At 51.5% G+C, this 15,746-nt stretch carries 15 protein-coding genes and 1 tRNA gene; 4 read left to right on the forward strand and 12 right to left on the reverse strand.

What is annotated here, in order from left to right:
* On the reverse strand, positions 1-1,134 hold the full coding sequence (gene iadA / locus GJV78_RS05350; protein WP_155107352.1) for a beta-aspartyl-peptidase: 1,134 nt from the start codon (positions 1,132-1,134) through the stop codon (positions 1-3).
* Positions 1,135-1,284: 150 nt separating this feature from the next.
* Between iadA and GJV78_RS05355 the strand changes: the two genes are divergently transcribed.
* The 4 genes from GJV78_RS05355 to GJV78_RS05370 all read left to right on the forward strand — a co-directional run bounded on the left by GJV78_RS05355 (position 1,285) and on the right by GJV78_RS05370 (position 3,767).
* Positions 1,285-2,178 (forward strand): LysR family transcriptional regulator, encoded by an 894-nt coding sequence (locus GJV78_RS05355; protein ID WP_167519385.1) that lies wholly within the window; start codon positions 1,285-1,287, stop codon positions 2,176-2,178.
* Between the two features lie 168 nt (positions 2,179-2,346).
* Positions 2,347-2,679: a preprotein translocase subunit SecG gene (gene secG / locus GJV78_RS05360; RefSeq protein WP_155107354.1), complete on the forward strand. Its 333-nt coding sequence runs from the start codon at positions 2,347-2,349 to the stop codon at positions 2,677-2,679.
* Between the two features lie 13 nt (positions 2,680-2,692).
* A tRNA-Leu gene (locus GJV78_RS05365) sits at positions 2,693-2,779 on the forward strand.
* A 508-nt stretch (positions 2,780-3,287) separates the two neighbouring features.
* Entirely contained in the window at positions 3,288-3,767 is a 480-nt protein-coding gene (locus tag GJV78_RS05370) for a DUF4822 domain-containing protein (protein WP_155107355.1), read from the forward strand.
* 126 nt (positions 3,768-3,893) lie between these two features.
* Here GJV78_RS05370 and GJV78_RS05375 read toward each other — a convergent pair whose 3' ends face one another.
* From GJV78_RS05375 to GJV78_RS05425, 11 genes are all read right to left on the reverse strand, one after another.
* Entirely contained in the window at positions 3,894-4,319 is a 426-nt protein-coding gene (locus GJV78_RS05375) for a DcrB-related protein (protein WP_155107356.1), read from the reverse strand.
* Positions 4,320-4,335: 16 nt separating this feature from the next.
* Positions 4,336-5,382 (reverse strand): fimbrial protein, encoded by a 1,047-nt coding sequence (locus tag GJV78_RS05380; RefSeq protein ID WP_155107357.1) that lies wholly within the window; start codon positions 5,380-5,382, stop codon positions 4,336-4,338.
* 20 nt (positions 5,383-5,402) lie between these two features.
* The gene (locus tag GJV78_RS05385; protein ID WP_230979073.1) at positions 5,403-7,988 is read right to left on the reverse strand and encodes a fimbria/pilus outer membrane usher protein; all 2,586 of its coding nucleotides are present in this window, start codon (positions 7,986-7,988) and stop codon (positions 5,403-5,405) included.
* Positions 7,989-8,019: 31 nt separating this feature from the next.
* Positions 8,020-8,739: a fimbrial biogenesis chaperone gene (locus GJV78_RS05390; protein ID WP_155107359.1), complete on the reverse strand. Its 720-nt coding sequence runs from the start codon at positions 8,737-8,739 to the stop codon at positions 8,020-8,022.
* Between the two features lie 58 nt (positions 8,740-8,797).
* The gene (locus GJV78_RS05395) at positions 8,798-9,328 is read right to left on the reverse strand and encodes a fimbrial protein (RefSeq protein ID WP_155107360.1); all 531 of its coding nucleotides are present in this window, start codon (positions 9,326-9,328) and stop codon (positions 8,798-8,800) included.
* A 95-nt stretch (positions 9,329-9,423) separates the two neighbouring features.
* Positions 9,424-9,678, reverse strand: a complete 255-nt coding sequence (locus tag GJV78_RS05400; protein WP_155107361.1) for a hypothetical protein — start codon at positions 9,676-9,678, stop codon at positions 9,424-9,426.
* A gap of 19 nt (positions 9,679-9,697) precedes the next feature.
* Positions 9,698-10,012 carry a hypothetical protein gene (locus GJV78_RS05405; RefSeq protein ID WP_155107362.1) on the reverse strand — a complete coding sequence of 105 codons (315 nt, stop codon included), beginning with the start codon at positions 10,010-10,012 and terminating at the stop codon, positions 9,698-9,700.
* A gap of 241 nt (positions 10,013-10,253) precedes the next feature.
* The gene (locus GJV78_RS05410) at positions 10,254-12,383 is read right to left on the reverse strand and encodes a peptidase domain-containing ABC transporter (RefSeq protein ID WP_155107363.1); all 2,130 of its coding nucleotides are present in this window, start codon (positions 12,381-12,383) and stop codon (positions 10,254-10,256) included.
* A gap of 23 nt (positions 12,384-12,406) precedes the next feature.
* Positions 12,407-13,666 carry an HlyD family secretion protein gene (locus GJV78_RS05415; protein ID WP_155107364.1) on the reverse strand — a complete coding sequence of 420 codons (1,260 nt, stop codon included), beginning with the start codon at positions 13,664-13,666 and terminating at the stop codon, positions 12,407-12,409.
* A gap of 15 nt (positions 13,667-13,681) precedes the next feature.
* Entirely contained in the window at positions 13,682-15,013 is a 1,332-nt protein-coding gene (locus GJV78_RS05420) for a TolC family outer membrane protein (RefSeq protein WP_155107365.1), read from the reverse strand.
* A 4-nt stretch (positions 15,014-15,017) separates the two neighbouring features.
* Complete coding sequence (locus tag GJV78_RS05425) at positions 15,018-15,674, reverse strand: helix-turn-helix transcriptional regulator (RefSeq protein WP_167519386.1); 657 nt, start codon at positions 15,672-15,674, stop codon at positions 15,018-15,020.
* Positions 15,675-15,746 lie beyond the last annotated feature (72 nt).

A 15,746-nucleotide genomic window follows, 5' to 3' on the forward strand; every position in this document is an offset into this window, starting at 1 on the left:
TTAACCGAAGTTGCCGTTGATCAGGCATTCGCCGTCGCGTAGCACCTGCTTGCCGGCGGCGAACAGATGGGCCAGGGAGAGATCGTCATTAAGCACGCAGATGTCGGCACGTTCACCCGCGGCCAGCACCCCGCCGGAGATACCCAGCGACTGTGCGACGTTGGCGGTCATCATCGCCACCGCCTGGGGAACGGCGATCCCGGCGTCGATCAGCCGCGGCAGAAGCTGAAGGTTACCCGATACCGGCGCTGCGCTTAACCCTTCCACTATGCCCTGAGCGTTGAAACGCGGTACGCTGCCGTTGCCGTCGGAGCTAATGGTAATACGATCGGCGGGAACCTGCGCTTCCAGCGCGTTGCGGATAGCCTCCTCCTGCGGCATAAAGCGGCTGCCGCCGGAGGTTACGTCAATATGGCCGCCCCGGCGGGCGAAATCGATGGCCTGCGCAAATAGCGCCTCGGTTCTCGCCACGTGGGTCGGTGAAATATGGTGGATCGGAATTCCGGCGTCGCACAGCGCGTTGAGCTGGGACATGCCTTCCGGCAGATTGCCGAGATGAACGTGCAGCAGCCCTTTTTTTCCGGCCAGCAGCGAGGCGACCCGGATATCGCTGATCAGCCGCAGCAGCTCCTGCAAAGTAGGGTACGATCCGCGATGATCGGCCAGCGCGATTTTGACGCCCAGTATGGCGGGAATGAAGGTTATATCGTCGCGCACCGAGCGGGTAATGGTCGGGCTGGGAACGGCGTAAGCGCCGGTGTGCATAAAGGCGCGCAGCCCTTCCAGATTCAGCGACTGCATTTTAGCGTAGAGATCTTTGGGCGAACGCGAAATCGCATCGGTGCCCAGCACCCCGACGACGGTAGTAATTCCGGCTTCGATCAGGTCGCGCAGCTTAACGGCGGGGGTCCGGCTGGCAAAACCGGCCTCGCCGCCGCCGCCGGTGAGGTGCACATGCTGATCGATAAGCCCGGGGATAACCCATTTTCCCCGGCAATCGATGGTTTCGGTGACGTCATTAAAAAGTGAGATCTCTTTTTCCACCGCCACAATGCGATCGGCATAAAGAAGTAGGGAGCAGAGCCCGGCGTCCTCAGGAGAAAAGACGCGAGCGTTGGTCAATAATGTAAACATAACGGTCCTGTCAAACGTCAAGGGTGGGAAGATCGGCAGGTGAAACGCAATCTTGTTGTTATGCTGTCCACCCTAAAGCCATTACCATGACTGAGGCTATTTCCGATTTGTCATCAACGGATGCGATTAACGTATGGCGGGGAACACAACGTGGACAGTAAGTGGTTAGAGGATTTTTTGGCCCTGAGCCAGCATGGCAACTACTCGCTGGCGGCGGCGGAGCGGCATATCACCCAGCCGGCGCTCAGCCGGCGGATCAAGGCGCTGGAGACGCTGCTGGGCGTACCTTTATTCGATCGTACCACTACGCCGGTTACGCTGACCCGCTATGGCGAGCGCTTTGAGCCTTATGCGCGTCATGTCCTGGGCACCCTGACCGAGGCGCGCCATGAGCTTTCCGCCATGGCTCCGGCAACGGATAACACGCTGGTGATGGTCAGCCTGCATACGCTGTCGGTGAACGTTCTGCCGGATATGATTAGCTATCTGCACCAGAGCGAGCCGCAGTTGAACTTTACCGTTAATGCCAGCATTCAGGGGATTGATAACCATTTTAATGCGCTGATCGACAGGCAGATCGACCTGCTGGTCACCTATGATCTGCCCTCTTCGCAGCCCGGGCTTGAGATTGCCGGAAAGCTTAAGCGCTCTTTGTGGCGCTATGAGCGGTTTATTCCGGTTATTTCATCACGCCTGGCGGGGCTTGTGGACGACCCCGAGGCGCTTATCCCGTGGCTTTGCTATAGCGACTACACCTTTGTGCGACGTATTATCGAACCGGCCGAACAGCGGGTGCGCGGGCGGCTGAAAAAAGTTTTTGATACTGGTCTGAGCGAGACGATCCGCGAAATGGTTTTGCGCCACACGGGGCTGGCGTGGCTGCCGGAGTCGATGATTGCTGAAGAGCTGGTAAACCATCAGATTATCCACTGTTGGCCGCAAAATTCTGCTTTAATCTGTGAAATCCCCGTGGTTGTCTGGGCCAATCTTGACGATCAACGCGCCGTTATGCGGCGATGCTGGGATAAATTGCTGCGTTTTTAATGGATGTGGCGATTTTTTCCTCACTTGATACAATGGGCTTAAATTGCCCTTGCGAAGGCCATTCGCTTTGGTTAGTATTCACACCCGCTTCAGTGGGAAACGTTAAGTTATCCCGCTTTATTGGTCGAAGCACAAGTACGCGGTGATTCCGCAAGGAACAGGTTGATTATGTACGAAGCTCTTTTGGTAGTTTTCCTTATTGTGGCAATTGGCCTTGTGGGTCTGGTTATGCTGCAGCAAGGTAAAGGCGCTGATATGGGGGCCTCCTTCGGCGCAGGCGCTTCCGCCACGCTGTTTGGTTCAGGGGGTTCCGGCAACTTCATGACCCGAATGACGGCCGTACTGGCGACGCTGTTTTTTATCATCAGCCTGGTGCTGGGTAACATTAACAGCAACAAGACCAATAAAGGAAGCGAATGGGATAACCTGAGCGCGCCGGCGAAGACCGAGCAGACTCAGCCCGCAGCGCCGGCTCAGCCGACCAGCGATATCCCGCGCTAAGTAATATTTCTGTGCCGAGGTGGTGGAATTGGTAGACACGCTACCTTGAGGTGGTAGTGCCCAATAGGGCTTACGGGTTCAAGTCCCGTCCTCGGTACCAATATTTAAAGAATGGACGTCAACCGACGTCCATTTTTGTATCTGAATCCCGCGTAATTCCTGGCTTTCTCCTCGCTTTATCCCCTTTCGTCGTGAACGCAGCCCATTTTAGCCTCGCTGGAAAATCGGTGCGTGTATTGCTATGGCGATGCCGTACCAGCCGCCTGGTTTGCCAATAATCCGTCTCAGAACAGGGGGGACGCCATCCTTACGAACAATATCGCGGTATTCTGCATTGCTGCCGGCGCTATCAGCCGGACCTGCTTTCTATTGACGCTGGCCTGCCGCTGATGTTGTGGTGACAAAGCGGGCGACTCCGCTTCCGGAGGGTAATTTCCCGTGCGGCGTGGGGTTCCGGCAGGAGGACGAAAACAGATCGGGGGAGATGGAAGCGTCATGATGTTATTCATGAGTAAATGTGTGTGATGAAATTGTTATTGCTTGTGGGGTCATATACTCTAAGTCAGAGTTAAGCATGGCACAGAGCGTGCGTCTACCCAGGAGAGAATATGAAAAAGAGATTGATCCCCGCGCTGTTGGCGCTTTCATTCGCCACGGCTTTTACGGTCCATGCCGCATCCGTTCAGCCTGAAAGCAAGCCTGAAGCCGTACAAAGGACGCTAAATACCTATGAGCAAAACATGGTGGATAAAGTATGGATTACAGCGGAAGCGTTGGATCAGGATAAGAAAAGCGTAAGCCCGGAAGACAAACGGGTAGCGAACTTTTTTGGCGTAGCGGAGTACTATCCGGATGGCACGTTTAAAATGACCACCCTCGACGGTAAGCCTAAAATGCAGGGTGCCTGGTCATTCAGCGACGATGGGAAAAGTCGTTCCCTGACGGCAAAAAATGACGCGGGCGACGTTTTATTTACCCGCGTTGTTGAAAACGTCAGGGTCACCCCGGAGGAGTATACTTACCGGGTCTATCCGGAGCAGGGTAATAAAACCCGCTACTTCGACATTGTCCATAAAGTAAAAAAATGACGGCTCTTTTACGCAGCCGTACCGACGTTTAACGGTTGGCTGTAAGGTAATCGCCCGCTCAGACGGGCGATTATGATGGGGGCCGGGCGATAGACCTGTTTCCGTGAGCCGGCGCGGCACCCGGTTTTAGTGCGGTCTGAAGCCCTTAAACAGCTTGTCTACCTCGCCGCTCCCCTGATCCAGGGTTGAGCGGTCATTAAACATCGAAGTGAACAGCATGATATTACCCGGCGACCTCTCGGCCAGCACAATATATTGCCAGTAGGTCACGCCTTCCGCAGGTTTAAACGAAAAAGTTAATTTGGCAATTTTAGAAAAAACGGCCGTAGGGTCAGGATGCTGTAGTGAAATTTGCTTATAGTTGCCGCATTTTGACTGCAGAATTTTCAGCTGGCCCTGCAGATATTGTTCAAACGTTTCTCCATCCGCGGGTCGATCCCGGCTGATATTGACTGCCTGGCCTGAAGCAAGGCTCACAATATTTATGGTCTGGCACAGGGCATTATCAGGGAAATGAATCGTGCCCTCATTGCAAATACAGGTCTGCGTCATTAAATTTACCTTAAAATTACTCGTAATCAATGTTGTAAAAAAGTACCGACTGAACCTCGCCGGCCGATATAGTTGTTCCGGTTGCGTAGTATCGGGCGCGAAGAGGAATAGTCACGGTTGAAAGCCTGTTCTCAAAATTCCCTACAACAAATTTTTCACCCGGTACAACAGGAACATAGCTCGAACCATCTGCGCCCTGAAGCAGCTGCAGCGCGATATTTTCGGCGTTTAATCCGGTCTCTAAATCCTTCCAGTGGAACAGCCCCTGGTCAGCCATTCCCGCCACGTTATTACCGGTAATCTTCATGACGATGCTCTGCGTACTCCATAAATCAGAGTTACAGATGATGCTGACATTAAAATCCCGGCTGGGGCTTTCAATAGGCCCGACAGAATGAATGCTGCTGGTGTTCAGCGTATCAATTGTGGCTGTGAAATTACCGCTACCGTTTATATCACAGGTTTGGATAGTGAAATCTAAGTTACTTCTGCCGTTCTTTAAATAATATGTCAGATCGGTATCAGTACCAAGGCTGCTCTGCACCGAAAAAAGCTTCATGGTATTACTTTTTACATTAAGCTTCTTGTTTTCTCCGGTTTTAACCAGCTCGATAGTCACGTTGACAACCGCCCGTGGCAGGTAACTGTTATCTATACTATTACTCACCCAGGGAATATTTGTTTCAACGCCGGTGCGGAAAATTTTTGCGCTTGTCCCCCGATCGCCGTTGATGGTGATATAAATGGCCAGGCCGCTATCGCTGCCCAGCATATTGGCCAGGTTTTCGCGCCGGATAACGATCTCTTCCGGCGTGGTATCCCATGAGCTTGTTTTGCTTAGATCTTTACCACACCATAGGCTGAGTTCCATCTCCTTGCGGTAAAGGACGGTTCCGACCGGCGCACTGCTGTTGATCTGCCTGGGAACATCCTTTGCAAAATCAATCCCCGAATTATTAAGAGACTGTGAGTCTGTTCCACATTTTAAATCAGCCTGTGCCGGAAGCGCGACGGACAGCAGCGCCGTAATAAAGATCAACAGGCCGACGTTGAGCTTACACATAAATTTATTCCTTTTCGCATTCATCGAATCTGTCCCTGGTCGTTCTTCGAAGAATCACTCTGCGTAAAAGCCAGGCTCTGCTGGATGCCGGGATCGTCACCATCACAAACGGTGTTCAGACGTTCAATGTTCTTTTCAGGTGCAGATTCCTTCAGGTCAATATCAAAGGTGCAGGTGTACTGCTGCCTGTTACCCCAGTTGATATTGAGGCGTTCTTTTCCAACGTTCAGTCGGGCATAGATTTGGCCACCCTGAGCCACGACGCCAATATGCTCACCCTGGCTATCCTTTACCGACGCGCCGAACGGCAGCGCATCGCCCTCCTGGGTGGTGGCCCGAATCAGCACCATCCGGCCTTTGCTGGTGGCATAATTAAGCTTCACAATTGCGCCCTGCGTCGGGGCGATCTGCTGGCTGGTCGTATCCAGCTCGACGTCGAGCGGCAGGCCTTTGGGGTTGATAGCCACGTTATTAATACGGTAAGGCGTCAGGTAAGGCACAATCGCATAGCCCCGGTGATTTAGCGTAATGCCGGAGTATCCTTCCACGCTGGCACCAGCGGCATCTTCTGCCGAGACGATCGCTATGGTATTCAGGCTGTCATAAGGGCTGGTGACGATCCCTCCGGAGAAGGCTACAACACTTCCGCTCAGACCGGCGGTATAGCTGTGATATCCCTTACCTTTGGAGAAGCTGCCGCTGAGCGTAGCGTCCTGGAGCTTATAGGTGCCGCTCAGGTTGCCGGTGTAGTTATTATCGCTATCGCGCCCGGCCGATACGTTGTAGTTCAGCCGATCCTGTTTGCCGGCGACGCCGCTGACCTCAAGCTGTGAGGTGGTGCCGTGCTTATCGATGGTGGTATAGCTGTGCAGGGTTGGCGTGTGGTATCCCCTACCTAACGGAATGGAGAAATTGAGCAAATACTGCGTCTCTTTTTCCCGGTTGCGGTTTTCCGTGCGGCTGACCGCCAGGCCGTACCCCAGCCATTTGTAGGTGTTGTTGTATCCCACCTGGTACTGCGTGTTGCTGCCGACGTTATTCCAGTAATTCTCGCGATAGCCTGAGACGTAAAGCTGGCCGAGATCGTCGCCAAAATCCTGGCTCAGGGTCATGGATACCCGGTTACGCGGACGATTGATGGTGCTGAAGCTGGTGCTGTAATCGTCATGCTTTATGCTGTCTGCCAGATAAACGGCGTTATGCAGATCGAGGTAGCCTGAGGATGAAAAACGGTAGGCCGCCAGGGAGATGCTGCTGTTCGTCGCGGCGATATATTTGCTGTAGCTGGTACGCACGCTGACGCCATTTTCCGTATGCGCGTTTTTATCAAAGCGCGCGCCGGTAATGTCAAAAGCAAACGCCCCGACGGGGGTGCCCAGCGCGGTGCCCAGAATGCCGGAGTAGTAGAAATCCGTGGCCGTTACGCCGGTATAGGCGGTAAGAACGTTATTGACTCCGTGCTTCCAGGTTCCCTGAAACACATAGGGATCGTCAGAGACGTTGAAGTTGCGCAGGCGTCCCATCATCAGGCTGTAGCTTATGCGCCCCGGACGCAGGAGTTCAGCGACTGAGGAGAAGGGAACAGAGAAAGTGTTTCGGGAACCATCGGCTTCGGTGACCGTAACCTCCAAATCGCCGCTATAGCCCGTGGGGTAAAGATCTTCAATCGCGAATTCGCCCGGCGGAACGGAGGTTTCATAGATGACCCGATCGCGCTGTTTGATTGACACTTTCGCATTTGTCCGGGCGATGCCGCGCACAACCGGCGCATAGCCGCGCAGTGAGTCGGGTAACATTTGCTCTGCGGTGGCAAGCCGTATACCGCGAAATGAGAAAGAGTCAAAAAGTTCGCCTGAAGTACTGGCATCGCCGAGCAAAATGCGCGATTTCCATGTCGGGATATCACGCTGTAGATTCGTCGAAAAATTGTTATAGCTGTCTCCGGAACTGTCGTTCCAGCGGTAAGCCCCCGAGTGTTGGAGCATCCAGGCACCCATATTTAGCCTTCCTCTGATGTCGCCATAGAAGGATTCATAGGTATTACCCTGATTATGCTGCTCAAAATAGGTAGAGTTGTAGCTGAGATAAAGCGCCTTCTCGCCATAGGACCATACGGCGGGGGGGACGTAGCCGCGGGCTGCCTGGTTGATATAAGCCTGAGGCATGCTGACGTCAAGACGCATGTCTGACAGGTTCAGGCGCGCCTGCGCCTCCGGAATAAGCGACTCCAGGTTTGGGCATTCAGACTTGCCGTTCAGCGCCGCCATACTCTCTTTAGACAGACGGGTCATGTTCAGATTAAGACGGGCGAATAATGTCTTATCAAAACAGAGCCGGGAGATATTGTTGTCGCCCTGTACGGTAATGGCTGCACGATCAATAAGACGTCCGTTAAGATAAATATCAGGCGTATAATTCCCCGGCAGGATACGATATTCGCCGTTAAAGCGGCTGATATCCACCGTCTGGCCGACGGTATCTCTTAAAAAATCTGGATTGAAATAAACGTCCGCTAAAGCGTTAGCGGTGGGTAAACCTGCCACAACGGCAATAATACTGGTCGAGACCAGAGAAAGAGTGAATCCATTCATTTTTGAATAATACATAATCGCGTCCATGCATGGCAGTGCTGATTGGTTATTCGTGTTTTATCTGGAGCTTAACGGGTGAACCAAAGTCGTTAATATATTCAATAAATAGTGGGTTGCTGCCCGGCATTGTTTTAGAGGGGTAAGACTCCGAGCCAAACGGCGGTATCATGCTTCCTGACAGAGAGGTAATTACTTTATCCCCGGACATTATTTTTATATTTGACAGGGTAACAAACAGCGGTGTGGGGTTTTTAATAACGATACACTGTTTTTTGTCGCACGGTGCCGTTGACCAGCTCAGCTTTTCAACCTGTTCGCCAACGGATCCGATGTTCAGGCCGCTGGGGCGATAAAAAAACTTTATACGCGAACGAAAGGCCATCTCAATGCGGTTAGATGTCGCATTTTCTTGCCTTGCCGGAATATCCAGAACGTTAAGCCAGAATACCGACTCGCGATCCTGTGGAAGGTTATCACCGGTATAGGTAATACGCAGCGTCTGCCCCTGTGCGGGTTCAATTCGGGCGACCGGGGGAAGAATAACAAAGGGTAGCTCAAGCTGGCTGACCTTAGCTGAACTATCGCCCTTATCCATCCAGACCTGTACTAACGATGGCTTGTTCCCGTTATTTTCCAGTCGGACCGTGATCTCTTTCTCATCAGAAGGATAAATAACTCGTGTGCCATAAATGATGACGCTGGAGAGCGCCTGAAAGGATGAAAGCGTGAGGCTAAAGATTAAAAAGAGACGTAAAGCGGAATTCATTTCGTTCTCCGGCAATAGCAGGGAACCGAAGCTCCCTGTTTTTAAGATAAGCGCGGTATTACAGGTAGTCGATAGAGTAAGTAACAGAAGTCTCTATGGCACCCGCGCCAGCTGCGCCAGTTGCGAAGTAGCGGGCTGAGTAGCTCAGGTTAGCGGCACCGCTAGTCAGCGGGGTTGCAGCATTGCTACGCTGGCTGGTATCGCCTGCTTTCAGCTCGTGACCGGCTTCGTCCATCAGCTGGATCTTAACGTTAGTGGCATTACCGGTAGTTAATGTGTTCTTCAGAAGACCGGTGCTGGCCTCAACGTTCGGACCTGCTTCAAAGAACGCACGCACGTTGGTGGCATTCGTGCAGCCGGTCAGATTCATCGTGAAGTTGGTAGCCCCCGCAGTGGCGTTCGCGGCGGCCAGCATGCTTGTAGGCAGCGTCGGCAGCGTTACGGTAGCATCGCTTGTGCCACCGTTAACTTTGACAGTACAGGTTGCCGAGGTCAGCTTGCCCTTGATGGTGATAGTGCCGTTAGACGCCATAGCCGAGGTGGAACCCAGAGCCAGGGCAATCAGCGAGGAAAGAATTACTTTTTTCATAAAAAATCCTTATTTCATTAAATGCTTTCAATCACTAAAAGCATGTGGTTAGCGATATCAAATAGTATGTGCGCAATGTACAAAACTATGTGTTTTTAGCGAAAGAGGCCTCTTAAAGCCCCACCCACTAAATTGGCAGAAAACAGCGCGATAACGGCCAGCCCGGTTACGATGGCGGCACCGTATTGATCGCCCTTTCCTAATGCCGGAGAGGGTGTAGTCGAACTTGACTGCCAGTCCTGTTTACCTGAATCGCCGCCGGAATTCAGATTACGGAAGTAGTCAAGAATAGCGGAGGTTAAGCTTCCGCCAGAAATCTGATTTATTTCTTCGTTATTAAGGTTGCGCATTTTAACCACCTTTATCCTGTTATTTAGGAACGTTCATGGTGAAGTCAAAGAACTGCTCTGTATAGTTATTAAATACTTCCAGGGTCTTATCCCAGTCGTTGGCTAAACCATACAGAACGCCCTGCACGCCATAGACAATGCCGCCCACGCACATGCCGACCAGGGCCGCAATGATGCCAGCGCCAAGAATGCCGCCGGTGTTGCCGCCGCCGACGCCGCCTTTGAACAGACCGCTGGTGATGCCCATTACGCCGCCCAGAACGCCAGCGCCAATAGCGCTAAGCAGGCCCGCGCCGGAAACTTCGTTGATCTCCAGTACATGTAACTCACGCATACAAAATCCTTTTTCAGATAACTTATTTAAATAAATGATGTTGTTGCTATTAACTATCGTAAATCATTAAACATGGCAGCAGCGTTAAGACGCTTGTTTCTGAAGGAAACAAACGTTTTAACTAAAACTTTATGTTGCTGTTTTATGACTTTACTAAGTAATATGCAGAAGAAAAAATCTCTGCTGTAATAATGTTAATGAATGTGAATTTCCAACGCAATAGAATAAAATCCAAATCCGGTTACTCTTTTGATAATACGCTGTGTGGTATTTCCGTAATGCTGCCCTGGTTAAGTAAGATTATTCTATCCGCACTGCGAATGGTCTCAGGTCGGTGGGCAATAATAATTCTTGTGATATCCATTTTTTTAATCGCGTCGTTAATTCCCTTCTCTCTTGCAATATCAAGATGGCTGGTCGCCTCATCCAGCAGCAGGATTCTGGGCTGACGATACAGCGCGCGGGCTAACAGAACGCGCTGCATCTGCCCACCGGATAATGACGAACCCATATCGCCGACCAGGCTGTTGTAGCCCATTGGCATTGCCATGATATCTTCATGGATCTGGGCCAGCTTCGCGGCCTGTTCGACCCGTTCTGGCGTGAAAAGGGGATCGAAGAAGCTGATATTGTCAATAATTGACCCGGCAAACAGGATATCGTCCTGCATCACGCTGCCCACGTGCTCCCGATACCAGCTCATGCCGAGCTTGCGAATATCCTGACCGTTAATTTCAATACAGCCGTCTTCAGGCTTAAGCAGGCCCAGCATTAGCTTCGCTAAGGTCGTTTTCCCCTGTCCGGATGGCCCGACGATAGCAACGGATTCCCCTGCCTGAACGCTGAGCGAGCAGCTCTGGAAAATCCACGGTTCCGTTGCGGCATAGCGAAACTTAAGGTTTTTTACCTCAATAGGGAGCGCGGTATCGCTGGAGGGCAGGGCGATGCTGTTATCCATATCTCCCTCTTTTTCCGTCAGCACGATGTCGGCCAGACGCTCGCCGTGGAGGCGCAGCATCCAGAACTCGATCATGGCGTCGATAAGCCCGGTGGCACGACCGGTAAACTGATCGGCAAAGCTGGTGAAGGCGATCAGCATCCCCGCTGAGAAATTTCCTTCCAGCACCTGCAGCGCCGCCATCCAGACCAGCACAATGCGCCCGACGCCTGAAATCAGCCCCTGCAGGGTATTGAAACCGATCGACAGACGCTGGATATGGATCCCTTTATTTGTCGCTTCAACCAGCTCGTTCGCATAGGTTGAAACGCGCATCTCCTGCTTATTGTTCAGCTTAACGGCCTGTACGCCCCTGATGGATTCAAGAAGCTGCGACTGGGCGCGCGCCGAGGCGATAAGCTGTTCTTCATTTGCCTGGCGAAACGGGCGAAAGGAAACCCAGCGGATCAGGATATAGATCAATAATAGCCCCAGCACCACAAACGTCAGCCGGGCGTTATAGGTAAACAGGACGACCAGCGTCACGATGGCCATGACGCCGTCCAGAATTGAAGAGATAAAGCGGCTGGTTAGCGTATTCTGAATCGTGGTGATCGAGCCGTAACGTGAAACAATATCCCCTACGTGGCGCTCCTCGAACCAGGACATCGGCAGCCCCAGCAGGTGGGAACAGACGTTAGCAGACCATTGCACGCTCAACATGCTTGAAAACCACGTCGTCACCCAGGCGCGTATCGCCGAGAGAATATTTTGCAGCACCACCACGGTAATGAACGCGCAGCCCAGCAGTGTAAGAAGATCGTAGTCAGCTGAAACCAACACCTGGTCCATAACCCACTGGCTGTAAAAGGGCGTCAGCAGACCAAAAACCTCCAGCCCGATAGAGAGGATCATCACCTGAAAAAACGCTGAACCAATGCCGCTGACGTTGCCGATAAGCTTCAGCATCGAGAGCGACTCTTTCTCCTCTTTTTTTACAAAATCGGCGTTGGGGATCAGCTCGAGAGCGACGCCGGTAAAGGATTTGGAGACCTCACTCAGCGCGACCTCACGTCGGCCCCGGCTGGGATCGTGAATAATAATTTTCTTTTTCGTGACCTCTTTGAGTACCACAAAATGGTTCATATCCCAGTGTAAAACGCAGGGCATACTGAGCTTATGCAGTTCGTCAATCTCCAGACGTAGGGCGCGGGTCGACATACCCAACTGCTGGGAAACTTGCATAATATCGGCCAGCGTCGCGCCCTTCAGTGAGGTAGAGAAGCGCCGACGTAGCGTGATCATATCTATTTTATAGCCGTAATAATTGGCAATCATTCCGACACAGGTCAGGCCGCATTCCGCCGCCTGCGTTTGCTGTATGACGGGCAGCCGCTTGCGCCAGGAAAAGTTTAGTTTTTCAAGTAAATTCATTATATAACCCTGTTTTTATTCTTTTAAATTGTGCTGCTGCGGCGCAGAGCGTAAAGCGGCTCCAGTACCCATTCGTACAGCCGGCGCTTGTCGATCAGGAAATCGGCCTCCAGAGCGCTTCCCGGCTGAAGTTTGACCTGCTGCCCGTAGGCATGAATAAACTGCTTATCCAGTTTGACTTTCACCAGGTAATGCTGCTCGGTTACCTGAGAATTACCGGTGATAACGGAGACTTCCTGGGGAGAGAGTGAAACGCGGGACACATCAGAAACCACGCCATACTGCTGGCCAAATTTTTGCCATGGGTAAGCCTGATAGCGCAGAGTGACCCGCTGGCCGGGAACGATAAAGCCAATTGCCCGGCTGCTGACCATAATCCGGGCCTGCAGGGCCGCATTTTCCGGCAGCAGCGACGCCACGGTCTGTCCGGCATTAACCATCTGCCCGCGCTTAACGAGCACAGAGGCAACCATTGCGTTGAGCGGCGCATTCAGCACGATGGAACGCCGGGATTCATTCTCCATCATCGCCTGCTTAAGCTCGGAGAGTTTCCTGTTTATATCGTTGATCTGGTTTAGTTTATTAATTGGCTGTTCACGAATTTGCTGCAGCGTACGGGTAAGCTGCTGTTGAAGATCAATCTGCTGACGCGCCACGTCCTGCGCCCTGGTCTGTGCTTCCAGTCGGGAAATTTCCTGCTCTTCGACCTGACGGTTTGAGGCGTATCCTTCATCACGCATGAGTTTCAGTTTTTTCAACTGCTCATCGGCAAGTCGGACCTGCCGGAGACGACTGGCATAGATGCCATCTAATTTTTTCAGCTGCTGCTCTAAAAGTAATTTCTGATTTTCATAACCTCTGAGCGTTTCGTCTGAGAGCACATCGAGATTTTTCCGCTCCTGTTCTAATGCTTCATTCTGCAGCGCAAGCTGCTGAGCGATGCTTTCTCGTGTCTGACCATATTTGGTGGCGATTTCTGAAGAGAGGGTGGCGATCGTACTGCCTTTCTTTACGCTTTGTCCTTCCTGAATGGGAAGCTCCACGATGGTGCCGGCGCTAACGGCGACAATATCCATCACCCCGTCCACGGGCACCAGCGCGCCGGTCATGGTTTCCCGCTTGGTATAGCTGCCGAAAAAAACCAGCAGCAGCGTAGCGACCGTCACCAAACCTGCCAGGGAGATGATAACCCAGCGCCAGGGTGGACAATACAATGCCACGCTGCCAATAGATTTTGCTTTATTCGCCTCCAGGGCTTCCTTGCGAAATAATGAATTGGGCATAACCTTTTCCAAAAACTAATTGTATGATGAACAGCTAAATTTATTCAGATATGCATAGTCGAGCTCACCGGTTGCTTTGGCGAGTTGAATATTGGCTGTTATATAGTCGTATCGGGCCTTAGCGATCTCTTTTAATGACTTGTAGTAGTCACTTTCAGCGTTCAGCATATCCAGAACGGTTCTTTGCCCCATCTCTTTTCCATATCGGGTGGATTCGAGACGTTTTTTTGCTGAAGAGATCGATTTTTGATAGGCGCGTATTTTCGCATCGCCGGCCATGATGCTGTACCAGGCCCTTTCCGCTTCCTCCAGCGCCTTACGCTGGGCATCCAGCAGCAGCTGGCGGGACTGCTCTTGACGGTGAGCGGCTTCGATGCTTTGCGCGATATGGCCTCCTCCCGCAAATATTGGCACGGAGACATTAATGCCAATATTGGTATTTCGTGTCTTTGAGGTTGTACCGAACAGGGTGTCGAAGTCATTTTCGTTTTGTCCCCGGCTCCAGTTATTGCCATAGGAGGCCTGCAGGGTAATGACCGGTAAATGATTACCCGTACTGGCGATAACGTCGGCCCTGCTTTGATTAAGCGTAAAGGAGGCTAACTGTACATTAAGATTATGCCTGTTGCTTTGCGCCTTCACTTTTTTGAGGTCGGGAAGAGGCGGCGGTACGAAGCATTCCATAATATTAAGCGGTACAAGATCTCCCGACAGGCCCGTTAATTTTGTGAAACGGATCCTGGCGTTATTCAGATCGCTTTCGGCGATAATAACCTCAACCGTGGCGTTGTCGTAGTTTGCCTGGGCTTCATCAACTTCCAGCCGCGTTTGCTCGCCAAGTTCCAGCCCCCGCTGCGCCTGGCGTAACTGCTGACGAAAGGCGCTGCTGGTGCGTTGCGCATTTTTTAATGCCAGCGCGGCATAGGCCACGGAAAACCACGATTCGCTGACGTCGCTAATAAGCTGTTGTTGTGCCAACATATAGTTGATTTGACCCTGGTCGGCCATCGCCTCCGCGCGCTTCCAGGTGGCATATTTTGCGACATCAAAGATCGGCTGGCTTAAATTGAGGCTGTAATTATGCCGGGTTACCCCCGCAGCATAGGTCGCTTTAGGCTGATCCTGCTTAGAGAAACCGCCATTAAGGCTTATCTGAGGTAATAAGCCTGAGAAACCCTGTAGACGTTTTTGCTGTTCAGCATCGTTAAGCTCACGCGCCGCGCGAATACCTGTGTCATAACTATCTGCGGCCAATATGGCCTGCTGAAGCGTCAGGGATGCAGCGTTATGGCTGAAGAAGCAAAGTGACAGCGCCAGCATGGAATGGCGTAATTTTTTATATTGCATCGCGTTATTCCATCATTCCGGTAACGTACATATATTTAATTAATTCACTGTTACTGGACAGGTTGAGCTTCTTCATCGCATTCTGTTTTTGCGTCGCTACGGTGCTGTTTGACCTGTTTTTACGGTCAGCTATATCCGAAATCGAACACCCCTGAGCGACCAGGTACAGCACCTCCCACTCTTTTGGCGTAAGGGGGTATTGCTGGTTATCCGTTTCGGCCATAATCTGCATTAATGATTTTGAAATAAAAGGAATATTTTCTTCATGCTGGATAAGCTCGATAATTTTAAGAAATCCGGCGATGCCCTCATCGACGCTAATGGTGGCTTCAAATTTCATATCAATAATGTGACGTAACAGATAAGGATGCTGATTGGCGACAAGAACCGCTCTTTTGACATGACGATCGAGGCACAACCGATTGAATTTTTTACTGTTGGCAAGCCATGTTTTATTGTTTGATAAAAAGGCGAACTCAGTAAACAGAAGATCAACCTGGTTGTCCTCTATCGCGGCGAGCAGGGTGGGCATGGTGTGATAAAAGGCAACTTCTGTGCCGCTGGTTTGTATTTCTTTCTTAAGATAATGGTCGATTACTCCCTGAAATAGTGAAAAATCATAGAATACCGCAACATTAAGTTTATTGGATTTATTGTTCATATTCATTTCATTTACTTATGTTATATACGGGCAGGCTTTTTATACCCCACGGATCGCGTGGGAATTAATTTA

It is taken from the genome of Intestinirhabdus alba (genome assembly GCF_009711095.1).
Lineage (GTDB): Bacteria > Pseudomonadota > Gammaproteobacteria > Enterobacterales > Enterobacteriaceae > Intestinirhabdus > Intestinirhabdus alba.

What these genes read in the sequence shown, in the direction of transcription:
- GJV78_RS05405 (WP_155107362.1), bottom strand. Translation starts at nt 10,012, where the DNA reads ATGCGTGAGTTACATGTACTGGAGATCAACGAAGTTTCCGGCGCGGGC.
- GJV78_RS05380 (WP_155107357.1), bottom strand. Translation starts at nt 5,382, where the DNA reads ATGTGTAAGCTCAACGTCGGCCTGTTGATCTTTATTACGGCGCTGCTG.
- GJV78_RS05420 (WP_155107365.1), bottom strand. Translation starts at nt 15,013, where the DNA reads ATGCAATATAAAAAATTACGCCATTCCATGCTGGCGCTGTCACTTTGC.
- GJV78_RS05400 (WP_155107361.1), bottom strand. Translation starts at nt 9,678, where the DNA reads ATGCGCAACCTTAATAACGAAGAAATAAATCAGATTTCTGGCGGAAGC.
- GJV78_RS05415 (WP_155107364.1), bottom strand. Translation starts at nt 13,666, where the DNA reads ATGCCCAATTCATTATTTCGCAAGGAAGCCCTGGAGGCGAATAAAGCA.
- GJV78_RS05425 (WP_167519386.1), bottom strand. Translation starts at nt 15,674, where the DNA reads ATGAACAATAAATCCAATAAACTTAATGTTGCGGTATTCTATGATTTT.
- GJV78_RS05370 (WP_155107355.1), top strand. Translation starts at nt 3,288, where the DNA reads ATGAAAAAGAGATTGATCCCCGCGCTGTTGGCGCTTTCATTCGCCACG.
- GJV78_RS05375 (WP_155107356.1), bottom strand. Translation starts at nt 4,319, where the DNA reads ATGACGCAGACCTGTATTTGCAATGAGGGCACGATTCATTTCCCTGAT.
- GJV78_RS05385 (WP_230979073.1), bottom strand. Translation starts at nt 7,988, where the DNA reads ATGTATTATTCAAAAATGAATGGATTCACTCTTTCTCTGGTCTCGACC.
- GJV78_RS05395 (WP_155107360.1), bottom strand. Translation starts at nt 9,328, where the DNA reads ATGAAAAAAGTAATTCTTTCCTCGCTGATTGCCCTGGCTCTGGGTTCC.
- iadA (WP_155107352.1), bottom strand. Translation starts at nt 1,134, where the DNA reads ATGTTTACATTATTGACCAACGCTCGCGTCTTTTCTCCTGAGGACGCC.
- secG (WP_155107354.1), top strand. Translation starts at nt 2,347, where the DNA reads ATGTACGAAGCTCTTTTGGTAGTTTTCCTTATTGTGGCAATTGGCCTT.
- GJV78_RS05390 (WP_155107359.1), bottom strand. Translation starts at nt 8,739, where the DNA reads ATGAATTCCGCTTTACGTCTCTTTTTAATCTTTAGCCTCACGCTTTCA.
- GJV78_RS05410 (WP_155107363.1), bottom strand. Translation starts at nt 12,383, where the DNA reads ATGAATTTACTTGAAAAACTAAACTTTTCCTGGCGCAAGCGGCTGCCC.